Source organism: Pontibacter actiniarum, assembly GCF_003585765.1.
In the GTDB taxonomy this organism is placed as follows: domain Bacteria; phylum Bacteroidota; class Bacteroidia; order Cytophagales; family Hymenobacteraceae; genus Pontibacter; species Pontibacter actiniarum.
Map to the genome: position 1 here is coordinate 2,906,152 of NZ_CP021235.1, position 17,484 is coordinate 2,923,635.

Sequence of the window (17,484 nt, forward strand, 5' to 3'; positions counted from 1 at the left end):
CCCGCTAGTTCTCTACTTTGCGAATCACCAGGCTTCTCTCCTTGCCTTCCGCATCCGGCTGGAGCTCCACCAGCAGGTAGTGCTCCGGCAGCAGGTTCGGGATCATGGAGGGCCACTCGATCAGGCACAGGTTACCGGACTCGAAATACTCCGGCGCCCCTATATCAAGGGCCTCCCGCTCGTCGTTAATCCTATAAAAATCGAAGTGGTAAATTAGTTTCCCGCCCTTCCCTTCATACTCGTTCACCAGGGCAAAGGTAGGGCTGCTCACGTTCTCCTGCACCCCCAGCTGCCGGCACAGCTCCTTTATCAAGGTCGTTTTACCCGCACCCATTGGCCCCTCAAAAAGGATAATGGGCTCCGATGCGGCCTCCTCTATAAGCACAGAAGCCGCCGCTGGCAGCTCCTCCAACGACGACATCCTGATATGTGCCCGTTCAACTCCTGTATTATACATTCTTCGGCGAAAGCGTTATGTACGGTATAATCATCTCCTCCAACGACACGCCTCCGTGTTGGAAAGTGTCTTTGTAGTAGTTCACGTAGTAGTTATAATTGTTCGGATAGGCGAAAAAGTAATCTTCTATCGCAAATACAAACGTAGTGGAAACGTTGGCTTTAGGCAAGAAAAATCTCTCCGGCTTGCGCACCGTGAACACGTCTTTGTCGGTATAGCCCAGGTTTTTACCGTGCTTGTAGCGCAGGTTGGTGTTGGTATTTCGGTCGCCGATGATCTTAAAGGGCCTTTTTACCCGGATGGTGCCGTGGTCGGTGGTGATGATGAGCTTGCCTTTTTTGTCGGCAATGGCCTTCAGGGTATCGAACAGCGGCGAGTGCAGGAACCAGGATTTGGTAATGGAGCGGTACGCCGACTCGTCCGGGGCCAGCTCGCGCACCATGTTGCTGTCGGTGCGGGCATGCGAGAGCATGTCCACGAAGTTATACACGATCACGTTCAGCTTGTTGTTGTCCAGGTTGCTGAACTTGCTCAAAAGGTCACGGCCGGCCTGCACGTTCGTGATTTTGTGGTAGCTGTGCTTGTCGGTGATGCGGTTCTGCTGGAACTGGATATCCAGGAAATCAGCTTCGTTCAGGTTCTTCCCCTCCTCCTCATCGTCGCTCACCCACATGTTCGGGTACTTTTTCTGGATCTCGGTAGGGAGCATGCCCGAGAAGATGGCGTTACGCGCATAGGCCGTGGTGGTCGGCAGTATGGAGTAGAACATCTCCTCCGAGTCCACGGTGAAGTACTCCGATATCAGCGGCTCCAGCACCTTCCACTGGTCATAGCGCAGGTTGTCGATCAGCAGGAAGTACACGGGGCGGTCGGTTTCCTTCATCATCGGGAACACGCGCTGCTTAAACAGCTGGTGCGACATCAGCGGGGCCTCGTCATCGCCGTTCATCCAGTCTTCGTAGTTGTCCATGATGAAACGGGCGAAGTTGGAGTTGGCCTCATCCTTCTGCATGTTGATGACGTCGGCCATGCTTTTGTTCTCCGTCTCGTCGATCTCCAGCTCCCAGTACACCAGCTTTTTGTAGATGTCGGCCCACTCGTGCTGGCTCAGGCGCTCGCCGAAGGCCATGCCCAGCTGGCGGAAGTCGCGCTGGTAGCTCATGTTGGTCTTCTCGCTTACCAGGCGCTTGTTCTCCAGCACCTTCTTTACCGACAGCAGGATCTGGTTCGGGTTCAGCGGCTTGATCAGGTAATCGGTAATCTTGGAGCCGATCGCCTCCTCCATGATATGCTCTTCCTCGCTCTTGGTGATCATGATCACCGGCACGGCCGGGCGTATGGTTTTCAGCTCGTTCAGCGTTTCTAGGCCGCTGATGCCGGGCATGTTCTCATCCAGGAACACAATGTCGAAGCTGCGGTCACGGAACTCCTCAATGGCATCGGCTCCGCTGTTTACCGGTGTAATGTCGTAGCCGCGGTCTTCCAGGAACAGGATGTGCGGCTTTAGCAGGTCGATCTCATCATCGGCCCATAATATATTGTATCTTTGCATAGTTTTATACTTGTGTAAGTATGGCTAATTTGTTTAACGTCTGAAAGGCGTAGTTGTTAGTTGATCGGGCTTTTGCCCCTGGCTCTTAAGCAAGCCGGAGCGGCAGACACCCCTGTAACAGCTCCCTTTCTGTATGGGTAACAATCAAAAGCGGGTATTAATTACCACTTGCTCGTTAGCTGTGATGCGTGCCCCTGCCGCAGGCCTGTACCTTGTGGCCCGGCATGAGGCAAACGTCCAGCTTACGCCGTACCTGGTTTCAGTGCCGTTTGCTTTGCGCAAGTTAAGAACTTGCCCATTACCACCACAAGTTGAAAACCTGCGGTATATGTACCTGGTTTAACAGCCAAAAACGTAATTTCCCTTTCTGTGAATAAAAAAAAGATCTTCAACGACCCTGTTTACGGCTTCATCACAGCTCCGACAGCGCTCATCTTCGATATTATTGAGCACCCTTACTTCCAGCGCCTCCGCCGCATAAAGCAGCTGGGCCTGACGGAGATGGTGTACCCGGGCGCGCTCCACACCCGTTTCCACCATGCCCTGGGCGCCATGCACCTCATGGACACGGCCCTGCAAACGCTGCGCAGTAAAAATAACGAAATAAACGACAGCGAATATGAGGCCTCGCTCATCGCCATCCTGCTGCACGACGTGGGCCACGGCCCTTTCTCGCACGCCCTGGAGACGGCCATTTTCAAAAACGTACACCACGAGCATCTTTCGCTGCACATCATGCACCTGCTTAACGAGCAGTTCGGCGGAAGATTGAGCCTGGCCATCGATATTTTCAAAGATAACTACCACCGGCGCTTTTTCCACCAGCTCGTGTCGAGCCAGCTCGACGTGGACCGCCTCGACTACCTGAACCGCGACAGCTTCTACACCGGTGTGTACGAGGGGAAAATAGGCGCCGACCGGATTATTAAGATGCTGGACATTGCCAACGATAAGCTGGTGGTGGAGGAAAAGGCGATTTACAGCATCGAGAACTTCCTGGTGAGCCGCCGCCTGATGTACTGGCAGGTATACCTGCACAAGACCGTGATCAGCGCCGAGCACATGGTGCTGCGCGCGGTGCAGCGTGCCCGGGAGCTGATGCAGCGTGGCGTGGAGGTGCCAGCCAGCCCTAACCTCCACTTCTTCCTCTCCTCCGACCTTACCATGGGCGATTTTAAGGAGGACAAAAGCATATTGGAGCGCTTCGTAGCCCTCGACGACCACGATGTGTGGAGTGGCATTAAGGAGTGGGCCGCGCACCCGGACTTTGTGCTCTCATACCTGGCCAAGAGTATCCTGAGCCGGAAGCTGTTTAAGGTGTACCTGTCCAACAAACCCATTGAAGAGGATATGCTGCTTGGGATCAGTGAGCTGGTGCAGGACAAGTATAAAGTAACGGAGGAGGACGTGAAATACCTGATGATTTCGGGCAAGATCAGCAACAACGCCTACGATGTGGAGGGCCAGACCATTAACATGCTCACCAAATCCGGATACGTCGTAGACGTGGCCGAGGCTTCGGACCTGCCGAACATTCGCGCCCTAAGCTATAAAGTGGAGAAGCACTTCGTGTGTTACCCGAAAGAGGTCGCGCATTTGTAAAGAAGCACCGCCCCCTCCTTCCCTGTTGTACCAAAACAACAACCTCTTTAAACTATATTCTAAAACAAGATGTGGCAGGCGGTAAGATTTTGTTAAGTTTGCACCCCCAAAGCGTTAGCGTTTTTGAGTTTTTGCTCTAATTTTACAAAATGGAATTTACTGTTCAACAGATAGCTGACCTGCTGCAGGGCAAGGTAGAGGGAGACAATTCTGTCAAGGTCAGCACTTTAGCCAAAATTGAGGATGCCCAGCCGGGTGCCCTAGCTTTCCTATCCAACCTGAAGTACGAATCATACCTATATAGTACCAGTGCCAGCGCTGTCATCGTTTCGGACCAGCTGAAGCTGAAAAGTGACGTGAAGCCGACGCTGATACGCGTGGCGGACCCTTACTCCAGCTTCTCCACGCTGCTGCACTACTACCACACGGCTATACTGGCCTCTAAGGTTGGGGTAGAGGAGCCTTGCTTTATAGGCCAGGGCAGCGAGATTGGCAGCAACCATTACCGGGGCGCCTTCTCCTACATCGGCACCAACTGCAAGATAGGCGAGAACGTGCGCATTTTCCCGCAGGCCTATATCGGCGACAATGTGCAGATCGGCGACAACACAACCATTTTTGCCGGCGTGAAGCTGTATACCAACACCGTGGTGGGCAGCAACTGCACCATCCACTCCGGTGCCGTGATCGGCAGCGACGGCTTTGGCTGGGCACCGCAACCCGACGGCACCTATAAGCCTGTGCCGCAGATCGGCAACGTGGTGCTGGAAGACGATGTCTCCATAGGAGCCAACACGGCCATCGACTGCGCCACCATGGGCTCAACCATCATCCGCAAAGGCACTAAAATCGATAACCTGGTGCAGATCGCTCACAACGTGGAGGTAGGCCAGAACACCGTGATCGCCTCTCAGTCGGGCGTGTCGGGCTCAGCGAAGATCGGCAACAACTGCGTTATTGCCGGCCAGGTGGGCATTGTAGGCCACATCACCATCGCCAATAAAACCACAATTGGGGCTCAGTCGGGCGTATCCAAATCGGTAAAAGAGGAAGGCCTTATTATACAGGGCTCCCCTGCCTTCGACTACAAGCAGAACCTGCGCGCGATGACCGTTTTCCGGAAACTGCCGGAGCTGCAGCGAGAGCTGGAAATCCTGAAGGAGAAAGTATAAATCAGCACTTTATACCGGCGCGCCTCGCTAGTTTATTTACAAAAATTGGCAATACCTTATATAAAACCTTAAGTTTGCAGGGCAGTGGGCCAGGCGTATAACTACCTGCTGCACCGGCAGCTGTTACTGCCGCCCTTGTTCTTGTAAAGCAAGCGATAACACGACTATAAATACGTGAATGAACGATAAACAGCACACCATAAAGGCTCCGGTAACTGTATCGGGCATTGGGTTGCACACCGGCGTGGTTTCTAACATGACGTTTAAACCCGCGCCAATCAACCATGGCTATAAATTCCAGCGCATCGACCTGCCCGGCAAGCCCATTGTGGCTGCCGATGTAGACAACGTGGTGGACCTCTCCAGAGGCACGACCATTGAGCAGAACGGCGCACGCGTAAATACCGTGGAGCATACCCTGGCGGCACTCGTTGGCCTGCAGATAGACAACGTGCTGATTGAGCTGGACGGCCCGGAACCTCCGATCATGGACGGCTCCTCCATCGAGTTTGTGAAAGCCCTGCACGAGGCCGGCTTTCAGGAGCAGAACGCCCTGCGCAACTTCTTCGAGATACCGCAGGGCCTCAGCTACAAAGACGACGCCCGCGGCGTAGAAATTGCCGCCCTGCCACTCGACGACTACCGCCTGACGGTAATGGTGGACTATAACTCACCTGTGCTCGGTAGCCAGCACGCCTCTATCACGGACCTGGAGCAGTTCGAAAAAGAGATTGCCCCTTGCCGCACCTTTGTGTTCCTGCATGAGCTGGAGGCCCTTTTCAAGCAAAACCTGATCAAGGGCGGCGACCTGGATAACGCCATCGTGATTGTGGACCGCGTGGTGCAGGACGACGAGCTGACGCACCTCTCGGAGCTCCTGCAAAAGCAGAAAGTGGAAGTGAAGGAAGAAGGGGTGCTGAACAACACCGAGCTGCGCTACCGCAACGAGCCGGCGCGCCACAAGCTACTGGACCTGCTCGGAGACCTGGCCCTGATCGGCCAGCCGATAAAGGGGCAGATTCTGGCCGCACGCCCTGGCCACGCAGCGAACATCGCCTTTGCCAAAAAGGTAAAGAAGATGATCCACGAGGCGACGATCAAGAACGTGCCGACCTACGACCCGAAGAAGAAGCCGGTCATGGATATCAACCAGATTGCGGCCACGCTGCCGCACCGCTATCCGTTCCTGCTCATCGATAAGATCATCCATTTAGACGAAACCACGGTTATGGGCGTTAAGAACATAACCATGAACGAGCCTTTCTTTCAGGGGCACTTCCCGGGCAACCCTGTGCTGCCGGGTGTCATCCAGATAGAAGCCATGGCACAGACAGGCGGTATCCTGGTGCTAAACACCGTAGAGAAACCAGAAGACTACTGGCCGTATTTCCTGGGCATAGACAAGTGCCGTTTTAAGCGCAAGGTACTTCCGGGCGACACAATAATTTTTAGATGTGAATTGCTGGCTCCCGTGAAGCGCGGTATTGCCAAGATGAGTGGCCAGGCCTTTGTAGGTGGCCAGTTGGTAATGGAAGCAGAAATGTCGGCAAGTTTAGTAAAGAAAGACGCATGAACCAGCCATTAGCATACGTACACCCAGAGGCTAGAATCGCACAAAACGTAGTTATTGAGCCATTTGCCACCATCCACAAGAACGTGGAAATTGGGGAGGGCACCTGGATCGGCTCTAATGCCGTGATCATGGAAGGCGCCCGCATCGGCAAAAACTGTAAGATATTCCCGGGTGCGGTGATTTCCTCTATCCCCCAGGACCTGAAGTTTGCCGGCGAGGTAACCACCACCCACATCGGCGATAACTCGGTTATCCGCGAGTATGTGACCGTTAGCCGCGGCACCATCGACAGGATGAAGACGGTAGTAGGCAGAAACAGCCTGGTGATGGCCTACGCCCACGTGGCGCACGACTGCTCTGTGGGAGACAACTGCATTATCGGTAACTCGGTACAGATGGCAGGCCACGTAGAGGTTGGTGACTTTGCCATCATTAGTGCCACCAGCGCCATTCACCAGTTTGTGAAGATCGGTTCACATGCCTTTATCTCCGGCGGCTCACTGGTACTCAAGGATGTTCCGCCGTTTGTGAAGGCCGCCCGCGAGCCGCTTTCCTACGCCGGCATCAACTCTATCGGCCTGCGCCGCAGAGGCTACGTGAGTGAGCAGATCAATGACATACAGCACGTGTACCGCCTGCTGTTCATGAACGGGCTCAACAACAGCCAGGCGCTGGATAAGATCGAAGTAGAGCTTTCACCGAGCCGTGAGCGCGATGAGATCATCAACTTTGTCCGCAACTCAGGTCGCGGTATTATCAAAGGCTATTTCGCAAAAGATGCAAATTAACCTAACAGGTTTAGGTAAACGCTATAACTACGAGTGGATTTTCCGGAACCTGACTTACACGTTTGAGTCAGGCACCGCTTATGCCGTTTTAGGGCACAACGGGTCCGGTAAATCCACTCTTCTTACTGTAGTGGCAGGGCATAACCTGGCAAGCGAGGGCGAACTCACGTACAGCTTCGGCGGCAAAGCCATTGCCCTGGATGCCGCTTACCGCCACCTCTCCCTTACGGCCCCTTACCTGGAGCTGGTAGAGGAGTTCACGCTGCTGGAGATGCTCAACTTCCACTCCCGCTTTAAGCCGCTGCGCCACGGCCTCTCCGCCCTGCAGCTCGTGGACCGCATGGGCCTGCAGAAGTCAAAGCACAAATACGTGAAGGACTTCTCGTCGGGCATGAAGCAGCGTCTGAAGCTGGGCCTGGCCATTTACTCCAACAGCTCCATGCTGCTGCTAGACGAGCCAACCACCAACCTTGACCAGGAGGGCGTGGCCTGGTACCAGGAGCACGTGAGCCAGAACAGGCAAGACCGCCTCATCATTGTTGGCTCCAACATCCAGCACGAGTACAGCTTCTGCGATCAGCAGCTGCGCATTTCCGACTACCACACCACCCCCGGAAAGTAAGCACATTACCGTTGCACGACCGTGTTACATGCATCGGTGCCCGCAGCCGGTTTATACTTGTAGCCCTGGCTCCACCCCTCTAGCCTACAACCCGTAAACTCCCGCTATGCGGCGGCTGAAGCAAAAGAACTTAGCGGCAGCTAAGAGGCTCTATGCAAGGGAGAATACGCTAACAACGGGGGCGCAGGCAGAAAAGGGCTTGCCTGCTTTAACTCACTAACTTACTGTACTTAGCCTCCGCCAGAGGTTTTTGCGCCACGGTGCTAGTACCCGGCTTGGGAAAAACGCTCAACGAAAACCGAAAAGATTACCAATTTACGCCTAAGCTGCCTAACTTTGTAAACACACAAAAAGCATACTATGGGACGCGCATTTGAATTCAGAAAAGCCCGTAAATTTAAACGCTGGGATAAAATGTCGAAGGCCTTTACGCGCCTTGGCAAAGAGATTGTCATGGCCGTGAAAGAAAGCGGCCCCAACCCTGACACCAACTCCCGCCTCCGCACGGCCATCCAGAACGCCAAAGGCGTCAACATGCCGAAGGACCGGATCGAGGCTGCTATCAAAAGAGCATCCTCCAAAGAGGAGAAGGATTACGAAGAAGTAGTATACGAGGGATACGCCCCCCACGGCATCGCTGTGGTGGTGGAGTGTGCCACCGATAATCTGAACCGCACCGTTGCCAACGTGCGCATGCACTTCTCCAAGGGCGGCGGGTCTTTGGGCAAAACCGGATCACTGGATTTCATGTTCGACCGCAAGGGCATTTTTAAGATTTCATCTGAAGGCGTGGATCTGGAAGAACTGGAGCTGGAGCTGATTGACTTTGGTGCCGAGGACATCTATGAGCACGAAGGCGAGATCATCATCGAAACGCCTTTCACCGAGTTCGGCAACATGCAGAAGGGCCTGGAGGAAAAAGGCCTGGAGGTAATAAGTGCGGAACTGCAGCGCATCCCTACAACCCGTACCGAACTAACGGAAGAGCAGGAGGAGGAAGTACTGAGTATGATTGAGCGCTTTGAGGAAGATGACGACGTGCAGGCTGTTTTCCACAACATGGCCTAAGCTCCTGACCCTGTAGATACTAATGGCTGCCCGTAGATAACACTTAGGGCAGCCTTCTTTTTTTAGCTTATTCGTACCCAAGCCTAGCCACCAGAAACCCACACAACATGCTCCTCTACATACTCTTCGCGATAGGATTTGTAATGCTGATAAAGGGCGCCGACTTACTAGTAGACGGCTCCTCCTCTATCGCCAAACGCTATGGCCTTCCGGATATGGTAGTAGGTCTGACCATTGTTTCGTTCGGTACCTCGCTGCCGGAGCTCATCATCAACATACTGTCCAGTATGCAGGGGCAGTCGGAGCTGGCGATCGGTAACGTGTTTGGCAGCAACGTGGCCAACCTGCTGCTTATACTTGGGGTTACGGCGCTTATCTGCCCGCTGCCCATCAAGCGCAACACCATTCTCACGGAAATCCCTTTTTCTCTCATCGCCACGCTGCTGGTAGGCTTTCTGGCCAATGCCACGCTGATAGACAAACGCCCGGAGCTCTACATCAGCCGGGCGGACGGCGCTATCCTGCTCTTCTTCTTCCTGCTCTTTATGGTGTACATCTACAACATCGCCAAGACGAACAAAGACGATGAACTGCCGGAGGAGGAGCAAACGGAGCTGATGCCCATGGGCAAATCCATCCTGTACATTCTGCTGGGCGTAGTGGGCCTGTTTGTGGGCGGGAAATGGGTGGTAGACGGCGCTGTGGGCATGGCGCAGTCGATGGGGCTGAGCGAGTCGTTCATCGGCCTGACCGTGGTGGCGATAGGCACCTCGCTGCCAGAGCTGGTTACCTCGGCCATGGCCGCCTACCGCCGCAACATTGACATTGCCGTTGGCAACGTGGTGGGCTCAAACATCTTTAACCTGCTCTGGATCCTGGGCATCAGCGCGCTTATCAACCCGCTTCCGTTTGACGTGGTGAACAATGACGATATTGTGATGATGATCCTGGCCAGCACCCTGCTTATCATTGCCATGCCTATCGGCAAGCGCAACGCCATCGACCGCTGGAACGGCGTCTTCTTTCTGGTTACCTACTTCGGCTACATCATTTACCTGATCATGCGCGGGTAGCCGGGCGGCTTTCTCCTCCTGCCTTTTGAGGCGCACCTGGGCGTACTCCTTCTCTCATTATTCGCACTCTCTTTACTTGTGCACTGCAGCTGTACCGAAGTAGCCGAAACGGTTACTTCGGTACAGCCGCAGTGCACGTCACTTACCACTCACTCACCAGCTCCAATTCTGTAGCAGGAGCAAGGGCAAAGCCAGCCCTGCAAGCAAATTCCCTTAGCTTACAACTAGTTACACACCAAATCCTGCCGTGTGAAGTAGTCATGACGTAGCCCTTAAGTAGTCATGCTGTAGCTACTTCTTTTGATATATTCCATATTAGGCATAACATTAAGCATTCAAACAAGCCCCTTCTAATGTGCCTGTTTGATGGACGCACCAGAACGAACCGGCTTAAAAAATTTTGCCGGATGCAGTAACTGATTAATCACAAACTATTATCACCTAACGCTCAACCTAACATAACACCTTATGAGAAAAATTTTACACACAGCACTTGGCTGCCTTACCCTGACCGCATGCTTGCACACGGGTGCGCACGCGGCTGGCCCTGGTAAGTGGCAGCCGCTCCTGCCCCTGCAAACGGCCCAGGAGGTTACCGTCTCCGGAAGGGTCGTGGATGAAAACGGCTCCGGGCTCCCTGGCGTAACAGTTGTGCTCAAAGGAACCACAAAGGGAACCACAACAGATGCGACAGGAAACTTCTCGTTGCCAGTACCCGACGGCAGCGGCACCCTACTGTTCTCCTTCATCGGGTATACTTCACAGGAGGTCCAGATCAACAACCGCGCAACCGTTAACGTCTCGCTGGCACCAGACACAAAAGCCCTGGAGGAGGTAGTAGTGGTTGGCTACGGAGAACAGAAGAAGAGCGTGGTGACAGGCGCAATTTCCAGCGTTAAGGCCTCTGACCTCGACAACATGCCTGTTACCCGTGTAGAGCAGGCGCTGCAGGGCAGGGCGTCCGGGCTTACGATCACCTCTAACTCAGGCCAGCCAGGCTCACCTGCCACCGTGCGGGTGAGGGGTACGACAACTATCGGCAAAAACCCTGAGGACAGTGACCCGCTTTATGTGGTGGATGGCGTGCCGATTGACGGGGGCATCGACTACCTTAACCAGTCGGACATCGCCTCTATTGAGGTGCTGAAGGATGCGGCCTCTGCTGCCATTTACGGTACCCGTGCGGCGAACGGCGTTATACTTGTAACAACCAAGAGAGGGACCAGCGGAAAGATGCAGGTGAGCTACAACGGTTACTACGGTGTGCAGGAGCCGTGGCGCAAGCTCGACCTGCTGAATGCCCGCGAGTACGCCACGCTCTACAACGAGGCGAGTGTGGCCGGCGGCGGTGCCATTAAATACCCGAACCCGCAGGACCTGGGCGAAGGCACCGACTGGCAGGAAGCCGTCTTCAGCGACAACTCCCCTATCCAGAACCATGAGCTGAGCGTATCCGGCGGCGGTGAGAAATCCACGTTTTATACTTCCTTCGGCTATTTTAACCAGGAAGGCATCGTGGCCCCGTCCAACTCGCAGTACGAAAGGTTTACGGCGCGTTTCAACTCCACGCACAAGGTTACCAAGGCCATCACCTTCGGTAACAACATTGGCTACACCCGCATTTCGTCGGTAGGCGTAGAGCCCAACAGTGAGTGGGGGGCGCCGCTGACACGGGCCATCAACATGGATCCGCTTACGCCGCTCATAGAGACGGATCCCGAAAAGGCGAATGCCAGCCCCTATGACAAAGCTGTTGTAAGAGACCCGCAGGGGCGCCCCTACGGCATATCGAACAACATCTCCTCCGAGATTGTAAACCCTGTTGCCGCCCTGCTGGTAGACCAGCGCAGGGGTTGGTCAGATAAGGTGGTAGGCAACGCTTTTGTGGAGATAGAGCCCCTGGCAGGCCTCCGTTTAAGGTCTTCCATTGGCGCTGACCTGGCGTTTTGGGGAGACCACAACTTCTCGCCTGTGTTTTACCTGAACACCACCAACAACAACACCCAGAACGACTATACCCGCAACAACAACCGGGGCCTGAACTGGCTGTGGGAAGCCACGGCGGCCTATACCCGCAGCTTTGGCAGGCACAACGCTACGTTGCTGGTTGGTACCTCTGCGCAGAAAAACAAAGGCGAAACCCAGGGCGGCACCAAGTCCGGTATACCGGTGAGCCACCTCGACGACGCTTCTCTCGCATTTAGCGTGCCTACCGAAGACCAGTTCTTCTGGGGCGGTGAGTATCAAAACACGCTCTCGTCCATATTCGGCAGAGTGAACTACAACTACGATGAAAGGTACCTGCTCACCGGTATCATTCGCCGGGACGGGTCCTCCAAGTTCGGGCCCAACAACAAGTATGGCGTGTTCCCTTCGGTTTCGGTAGGATGGGTTACCTCGCGCGAAAGCTTCTTCCCGGCCAACGACATTGTAAACTTCCTGAAGATCAGAGGCTCTTACGGCGTTGTAGGCAACAACCGGATTGACGACTTCCTGTACCTGGCCAGGGTTGGCGGTGGCCGTAACTATACCATCGGCTATGGCCCTGACCTGGAGCTGGTTAACGGGGTGAGCCCGGAAGCGCTCTCGAACCCCGACCTGCAGTGGGAAGAAACCTCGCAGTTGAACTTTGGCTTTGAGGCTGTCTTGTTCAGCGACTTTACCCTGACAGCAGAATACTATAAGAAGAAAACGTCTGACATGCTTCTTCAGACTACTATCCCATGGTATGTAGGGAACAACGGTCCCTACGGCAACATTGCAGAAATGGAGAACAGGGGCTTCGAAGTGGAGCTCGGCTACAACAAAACCATTGGCCAAGTGGCCTTTAGCCTTAACGGCAACGCTTCTTATCTAGAAAACGAGGTAACCTCTCTGGGGCCTGAAAAGGAATTCCTGAACAGGCAGGTTTTCGGCCCTTCCGGCGAGGTGATCACCCGCATCGAGGTGGGCAAACCCATAAACTTCCTGTACGGCCTGAAGAACGACGGTATCTTCCAGAACGAAGAAGAAATCGCCACCTACGTAAACAGCGAAGGTGAAATGCTGCAACCCAAAGCGCAGCCCGGCGACTTCAGAAGAGTGGACGTGAACGGCGACGGTGTCATCAACAGCGATGACCGCACCATGATCGGCGACCCTACGCCGGACTGGACCTACGGCTTTACGGCATCGGCCAAGTGGAAAAGCTTTGACCTGATGGTGTTTGGCCAGGGCGTAGCCGGCAACGACGTGTTCCAGGCCATCCGCCGCTACGACCTGCAGGGCGCCAACTGGACAACCGAGGTCTTTGGCCGCTGGGCAGGCGAAGGCACCAGCAACACCTTTCCAAGGCTTTCCTTCAACGATGCCAACAAGAACTTTAGCAGCAGTTCAGACTTCTACGTGAAAGACGGCTCCTACTTCCGGATTAAGGTACTGCAGCTGGGATACTCGCTGCCGCAGAACCTGATCAGCAAGGTTGGCCTGAGCAGGCTGCGTGTGTACGTGACCGGCAACAACCTGTTTACCTTCACCAACTACACCGGCTACGACCCGGAGATCGGCGGCGGCAGCTTTGGGGTGGACCGCGGCATCTACCCGCAGGCACGCGCTTACATGGCAGGCATCAACATTGGCTTCTAACCTTTTACGCAAATCAACATGAGACTTAAACATATACTTTATCCAACGCTTTTGGCGGCCGGGCTAGCCGGGTTTAGCTCCTGCGACAAAGACTTTCTGGAGCTGCAGCCCAAAGGCACCCAGTTGGAGAGCAACTTTTATCAGAACGAGGAGCAGGTATACCAGGCGTTGGTGGCCGTTTACGATGTGTTGCAGTGGGGCACCAGTGGCGGCTACACCATGAAGCAGCCACTGCTCACGGTAGCCTCAGACGAGGCCTACGCCGGCGGCAGCGACGCCTCGGATCAGCCAAGCTGGGTCGCCTGGGACAATTTCACCCTGGACCCCTACATCACCCCCTCCTCGGGCCTGTGGCAGAAGAGCTACTCCGGCGTTTACCGCGCCAACCTGCTGCTGTCCAAGATCGAGCAGGTGCCGGGCCTGAGCGAGCCCGTGAAGGCCCGGGTTGTGGCCGAAACCAAGGCGCTGAGGGCCTACTTCTACTTCGACCTGGTGCGTTTCTTCGGCAACGTCCCCCTAATCACAGAGCCCATTCCAAATTCTGAACTCTACACACAGCCACAGGCAAAGCCGGACGCTGTTTACGCGCAGATTGAGCAGGACCTGAACGATGCCAGAGCCGCGCTACCGACAACGATTCCGGCAGGTGAGAAGGGCCGCTTCTCCAGGTACACGGCCACGGCCATACTTGGTAAGGTGATTATGTGGCAGAACAACAACGCCAGAATGGCGGAGGCTGCCCAGCTCTTCAATGAAGTTAACACCTCCGGGGTGTATGCGCTGCAGGAGAGCTACGAAGACGTTTTCCGTCCCGACAACGCGTTTAACTCTGAGTCTATCCTGGAGATCCCCCACTCCAGCAAAGCCGCCTGGGGCGACTGGAACTGGGTAAACGGCGGCGAAGGCAACGTTGCGCCACAGTTTGTCGGCCCCGCCGACTACAGCGGCCCTACCTTTACCGGTGGCTGGGGCTTTGCCCCCGTCTCCCTGGAGCTGGTGGAAGCCATGGAGGGTGACCCCCGCTTTGAGTACACCATCATTGATGGCAAGAAGCTGAAAGAGGAAGGAGCCACCTACAACACCCGCTACCAGAACACCGACTACTTCATCCGCAAGTACGCCCCTCTGGCAGCTTACCGCTCTACGGTGGGTACACCGGAGCTTAACTGGCCAATCAACGAAATAGAGATCCGCCTGGCCGACACGTACCTGCTGGAGGCGGAGGCGCTCGTGCGCAGCGGAGGTGACACGAACCGCGCGAAAGAGCTCCTGAATGCTGTGCGCGCCCGCGTTGGCCTGGCTCCTGTAGAGCCCACCCTGGAAAACATTTACAGAGAGCGCCGCCTGGAGCTGGCCACCGAAGGGCACCGCTACTTCGACCTCGTGCGCACCGGCAGGGCCGCTGCCGTACTTGGGCCCCTGGGCTTCCAGGCAAACAAGAACGAGGTGCTGCCAATCCCGCAGCAGGAAGTAGACATTACCAACGGTGTCCTGAAGCAGAACCCAGGTTATTAATCCACCTTAACTGAAAAGATCATGAAGATGATAAAACATACCCCGCACCTTGTCTCTTGCCTGGCAATGGTGTTGATGACATGCTTCTTTGTGGCATGTACTCCAGACGACATGGAGGAGGAATTAGGCCCTGTCCCGACCTCGGACATCGTGACGTTCTCTGCCACACCCAGCGATGATAACGCGAACATCATCAACTTCCAGAATCAGACGCCGGGCGTCATCAAGGCCCTCTGGGACCTGGGCAACGGCACAACAACGGAGGGAACAAACGTAAGCGGCACCTATGCCTTAGCGGGAGACTATACGGTAAAACTTACCGTCTTTACCAAGTCCGGCTACACGTCCAACACCCAGACTATCCACATCGATAATACGGATGAGACACTGCTGAACCGGGAGGACTACAACTTCCTGACGGGAGGCGCCGATAGCCTGAACGGTAAAACCTGGGTGTTTGCCCCGGTAGGCCCAATGAACTTCGGCGGCCCGCCAGAAGCGCCCTCCTCGTGGTGGAGCCAGGCGCTGGCTGCCCAGAACGACTGTATGAAAGACGATAAGTATGTGTTTAAGCTGCAGGGGTTCGGATTCGAGAACAAGAGCGGCGGCTCCATGTGGGGGATTGCCGACGGGCAGGAAAACGTGTGCGTGCCCCAGACACCGGCCGCCAACAGCACCTGGACGCTCTACGAGGCAGACGGCAAAACGATGCTGTCGGTCAGCAACGGGGAAACCATCGCCTGGGACGACGACGAAGGAACTTACGAGGTGGTAGAGCTTACCGAAAACAGGCTGCACATCAGAAAAGTATGCTGCGGCGGCGGCGGCGTGCGCAACTACGTTCTAGTGCCGGAAGGCTACGACGTTCCGGTCGTGGAGAAGCCGTACAAGATCGCCGACATCTACGACAACTTTGACGAGGAAGGGAACATCGCGTGGAAAAAGGACGCCCTCACCCTTAAAGAGGACTACGACAACCCTGCCCCTGTTCCGGTTAACACCTCCGCCAAAGTAGCCTTGTACGCAAAGCAGGAAGGGCAGCCCTACGCTTTTGCCAACATGTTCACCGACTTTGACCACAAACTGGACCTGCGCGAGCGCCATGTGTTCAAGCTCAAGGTATTCATACCTGGCTATAACGATTTCGAAACCGCTGCCGGCGAGTCCTGGGTTACCGATAAGCGTCTGCAAAAGCAAGTCTCTGTTAAGCTACAGGATGCCTCAGCCGCTGAACCATGGGCCAACCAGGTAGAGCTAAAGCAGCAGGTAAACGAGCTGGACAAGTGGGTGGAGCTGACGTTTGATTTCGGGGCAGCCGAGACAATAAGCCGAAAAGACTTCGACCGCATCGTCATACAAGTAGGCGGTGAAGGCAACTATGTGCCGGGTATTTTCTTCCTGGATGATTTTGAACTAGTAAAATAAGGTGAGTAAAAGAGAAAGTCAGCGCTTGTAGCGCTGGCTTTTCTAAAACACCACATTTACACAACCCGCCGCGGTCCTGCTGCGGCAACCACCACCTATCTATATGCTTAGCTTATACAACAAATCCCTCTTACTGCTTTCGGCTTTCTGCGCGGTGCTTAGCTGCTGCTCATGCTCCAAGAGCGAATCGCCGAAACCGGTGATTACCACCCCTACGGCCCCTACCGACAAAAACTGGACCTTTGAGACCACCCCTGCCTGGGCAGACGAGTTTGACTACAACGGGCTCCCCGACAAGAGCAAGTGGAGCTACGATATCGGGGGCACCGGCTGGGGCAACAATGAGCTGCAGTACTACTCCGACAGGGCCTCCAACGCAAGTGTAGCCAACGGTATCCTTTCCATCACCGCCCGAAAGGAGAACATGGAGGGCAAAGGCTATACTTCGGCCAGGCTGATCACCAAGGGGCAAGGCGACTTTCTCTACGGCCGCTTCGAGATCCGGGCAAAGCTGCCTACCGGCCGGGGCACCTGGCCGGCCATCTGGATGCTCCCGACCGACTGGGCCTACGGCAGCTGGCCAAAATCCGGGGAGATAGACATTATGGAGCACGTCGGCTACGACCAGAACAAGGTGCACATTACGGTACACACCGATGCCTACAACCACAGCAAAGGCACACAGAAAGGCAACAGCAAAGTTATACCTACGGCTAGCACTGAGTTCCATGTTTACCGCGTGGACTGGACCCCGTACGCCGTCAGGGGCTACATAGACAACCAGCCTGTGTTCGAGTACACCAACGAAGGCAAAGGCTTTACGTCCTGGCCCTTTGATAAGCGCTTTCACCTGCTGCTAAACGTTGCCGTGGGTGGCGACTGGGGCGGTGCCGAAGGGGTTGACGCTTCTGTTTTCCCACAAACGATGGAGGTAGACTATGTGCGCGTGTACAAAATGAAAAGCGCCTAGCCTCCACACCGGTCACAATTAAGCAACACGAATACCTTTATAC

The 17,484-nt window shown here is 55.1% G+C and carries 13 protein-coding genes; 11 read left to right on the forward strand and 2 right to left on the reverse strand.

The genetic code is table 11. The features are described 5' to 3' along the window. Window positions 1-4: 4 nt before the first annotated feature. The gene (gene tsaE, locus CA264_RS12530; RefSeq protein ID WP_036776135.1) at window positions 5-457 is read right to left on the reverse strand and encodes a tRNA (adenosine(37)-N6)-threonylcarbamoyltransferase complex ATPase subunit type 1 TsaE; all 453 of its coding nucleotides are present in this window, start codon (window positions 455-457) and stop codon (window positions 5-7) included. Next, on the reverse strand, window positions 450-2,009 hold the full coding sequence (gene porX / locus CA264_RS12535) for a T9SS response regulator signal transducer PorX (protein ID WP_025607613.1): 1,560 nt from the start codon (window positions 2,007-2,009) through the stop codon (window positions 450-452). The genes tsaE and porX overlap by 8 nt, the downstream gene beginning before the upstream one ends. A 369-nt stretch (window positions 2,010-2,378) precedes the next feature. Between porX and CA264_RS12540 the strand changes: the two genes are divergently transcribed. The 11 genes from CA264_RS12540 (at window position 2,379) to CA264_RS12590 (ending at window position 17,441) form a co-directional block, all read left to right on the forward strand. After that, window positions 2,379-3,611 carry an HD domain-containing protein gene (locus tag CA264_RS12540; protein WP_025607615.1) on the forward strand — a complete coding sequence of 411 codons (1,233 nt, stop codon included), beginning with the start codon at window positions 2,379-2,381 and terminating at the stop codon, window positions 3,609-3,611. 149 nt (window positions 3,612-3,760) lie between these two features. Next, the gene (gene lpxD, locus CA264_RS12545; RefSeq protein WP_025607616.1) at window positions 3,761-4,783 is read left to right on the forward strand and encodes a UDP-3-O-(3-hydroxymyristoyl)glucosamine N-acyltransferase; all 1,023 of its coding nucleotides are present in this window, start codon (window positions 3,761-3,763) and stop codon (window positions 4,781-4,783) included. Window positions 4,784-4,961: 178 nt separating this feature from the next. Beyond that, window positions 4,962-6,356: a bifunctional UDP-3-O-[3-hydroxymyristoyl] N-acetylglucosamine deacetylase/3-hydroxyacyl-ACP dehydratase gene (locus tag CA264_RS12550; RefSeq protein ID WP_025607617.1), complete on the forward strand. Its 1,395-nt coding sequence runs from the start codon at window positions 4,962-4,964 to the stop codon at window positions 6,354-6,356. Further along, window positions 6,353-7,144, forward strand: coding sequence for an acyl-ACP--UDP-N-acetylglucosamine O-acyltransferase (lpxA, locus tag CA264_RS12555; protein ID WP_025607619.1), 792 nt, complete (start codon window positions 6,353-6,355; stop codon window positions 7,142-7,144). The genes CA264_RS12550 and lpxA overlap by 4 nt, the downstream gene beginning before the upstream one ends. Further along, window positions 7,134-7,766 (forward strand): ABC transporter ATP-binding protein, encoded by a 633-nt coding sequence (locus tag CA264_RS12560; RefSeq protein WP_025607620.1) that lies wholly within the window; start codon window positions 7,134-7,136, stop codon window positions 7,764-7,766. The genes lpxA and CA264_RS12560 overlap by 11 nt, the downstream gene beginning before the upstream one ends. 360 nt (window positions 7,767-8,126) lie before the next feature. Next, window positions 8,127-8,834, forward strand: coding sequence for a YebC/PmpR family DNA-binding transcriptional regulator (locus CA264_RS12565; protein WP_025607622.1), 708 nt, complete (start codon window positions 8,127-8,129; stop codon window positions 8,832-8,834). Window positions 8,835-8,941: 107 nt separating this feature from the next. Then, on the forward strand, window positions 8,942-9,907 hold the full coding sequence (locus tag CA264_RS12570) for a calcium/sodium antiporter (RefSeq protein WP_025607624.1): 966 nt from the start codon (window positions 8,942-8,944) through the stop codon (window positions 9,905-9,907). 468 nt (window positions 9,908-10,375) lie between these two features. Beyond that, the gene (locus CA264_RS12575; protein WP_084196222.1) at window positions 10,376-13,531 is read left to right on the forward strand and encodes a SusC/RagA family TonB-linked outer membrane protein; all 3,156 of its coding nucleotides are present in this window, start codon (window positions 10,376-10,378) and stop codon (window positions 13,529-13,531) included. A gap of 18 nt (window positions 13,532-13,549) precedes the next feature. Continuing rightward, window positions 13,550-15,046 (forward strand): RagB/SusD family nutrient uptake outer membrane protein, encoded by a 1,497-nt coding sequence (locus tag CA264_RS12580; RefSeq protein ID WP_025607627.1) that lies wholly within the window; start codon window positions 13,550-13,552, stop codon window positions 15,044-15,046. A gap of 21 nt (window positions 15,047-15,067) precedes the next feature. Continuing rightward, on the forward strand, window positions 15,068-16,471 hold the full coding sequence (locus CA264_RS12585) for a PKD domain-containing protein (protein ID WP_084196223.1): 1,404 nt from the start codon (window positions 15,068-15,070) through the stop codon (window positions 16,469-16,471). Window positions 16,472-16,574: 103 nt separating this feature from the next. After that, window positions 16,575-17,441 (forward strand): glycoside hydrolase family 16 protein, encoded by an 867-nt coding sequence (locus CA264_RS12590; RefSeq protein WP_051364433.1) that lies wholly within the window; start codon window positions 16,575-16,577, stop codon window positions 17,439-17,441. The last annotated feature ends 43 nt before the right edge of the window (window positions 17,442-17,484 follow it).

Excerpts from the sequence above, each read along its gene's own strand:
- lpxD (WP_025607616.1), top strand. The coding sequence starts at position 3,761 with ATGGAATTTACTGTTCAACAGATAGCTGACCTGCTGCAGGGCAAGGTA.
- CA264_RS12585 (WP_084196223.1), top strand. The coding sequence starts at position 15,068 with ATGAAGATGATAAAACATACCCCGCACCTTGTCTCTTGCCTGGCAATG.
- tsaE (WP_036776135.1), bottom strand. The coding sequence starts at position 457 with ATGTATAATACAGGAGTTGAACGGGCACATATCAGGATGTCGTCGTTG.
- CA264_RS12560 (WP_025607620.1), top strand. The coding sequence starts at position 7,134 with ATGCAAATTAACCTAACAGGTTTAGGTAAACGCTATAACTACGAGTGG.
- CA264_RS12570 (WP_025607624.1), top strand. The coding sequence starts at position 8,942 with ATGCTCCTCTACATACTCTTCGCGATAGGATTTGTAATGCTGATAAAG.
- porX (WP_025607613.1), bottom strand. The coding sequence starts at position 2,009 with ATGCAAAGATACAATATATTATGGGCCGATGATGAGATCGACCTGCTA.
- CA264_RS12590 (WP_051364433.1), top strand. The coding sequence starts at position 16,575 with ATGCTTAGCTTATACAACAAATCCCTCTTACTGCTTTCGGCTTTCTGC.
- CA264_RS12580 (WP_025607627.1), top strand. The coding sequence starts at position 13,550 with ATGAGACTTAAACATATACTTTATCCAACGCTTTTGGCGGCCGGGCTA.
- CA264_RS12575 (WP_084196222.1), top strand. The coding sequence starts at position 10,376 with ATGAGAAAAATTTTACACACAGCACTTGGCTGCCTTACCCTGACCGCA.
- lpxA (WP_025607619.1), top strand. The coding sequence starts at position 6,353 with ATGAACCAGCCATTAGCATACGTACACCCAGAGGCTAGAATCGCACAA.
- CA264_RS12550 (WP_025607617.1), top strand. The coding sequence starts at position 4,962 with ATGAACGATAAACAGCACACCATAAAGGCTCCGGTAACTGTATCGGGC.
- CA264_RS12565 (WP_025607622.1), top strand. The coding sequence starts at position 8,127 with ATGGGACGCGCATTTGAATTCAGAAAAGCCCGTAAATTTAAACGCTGG.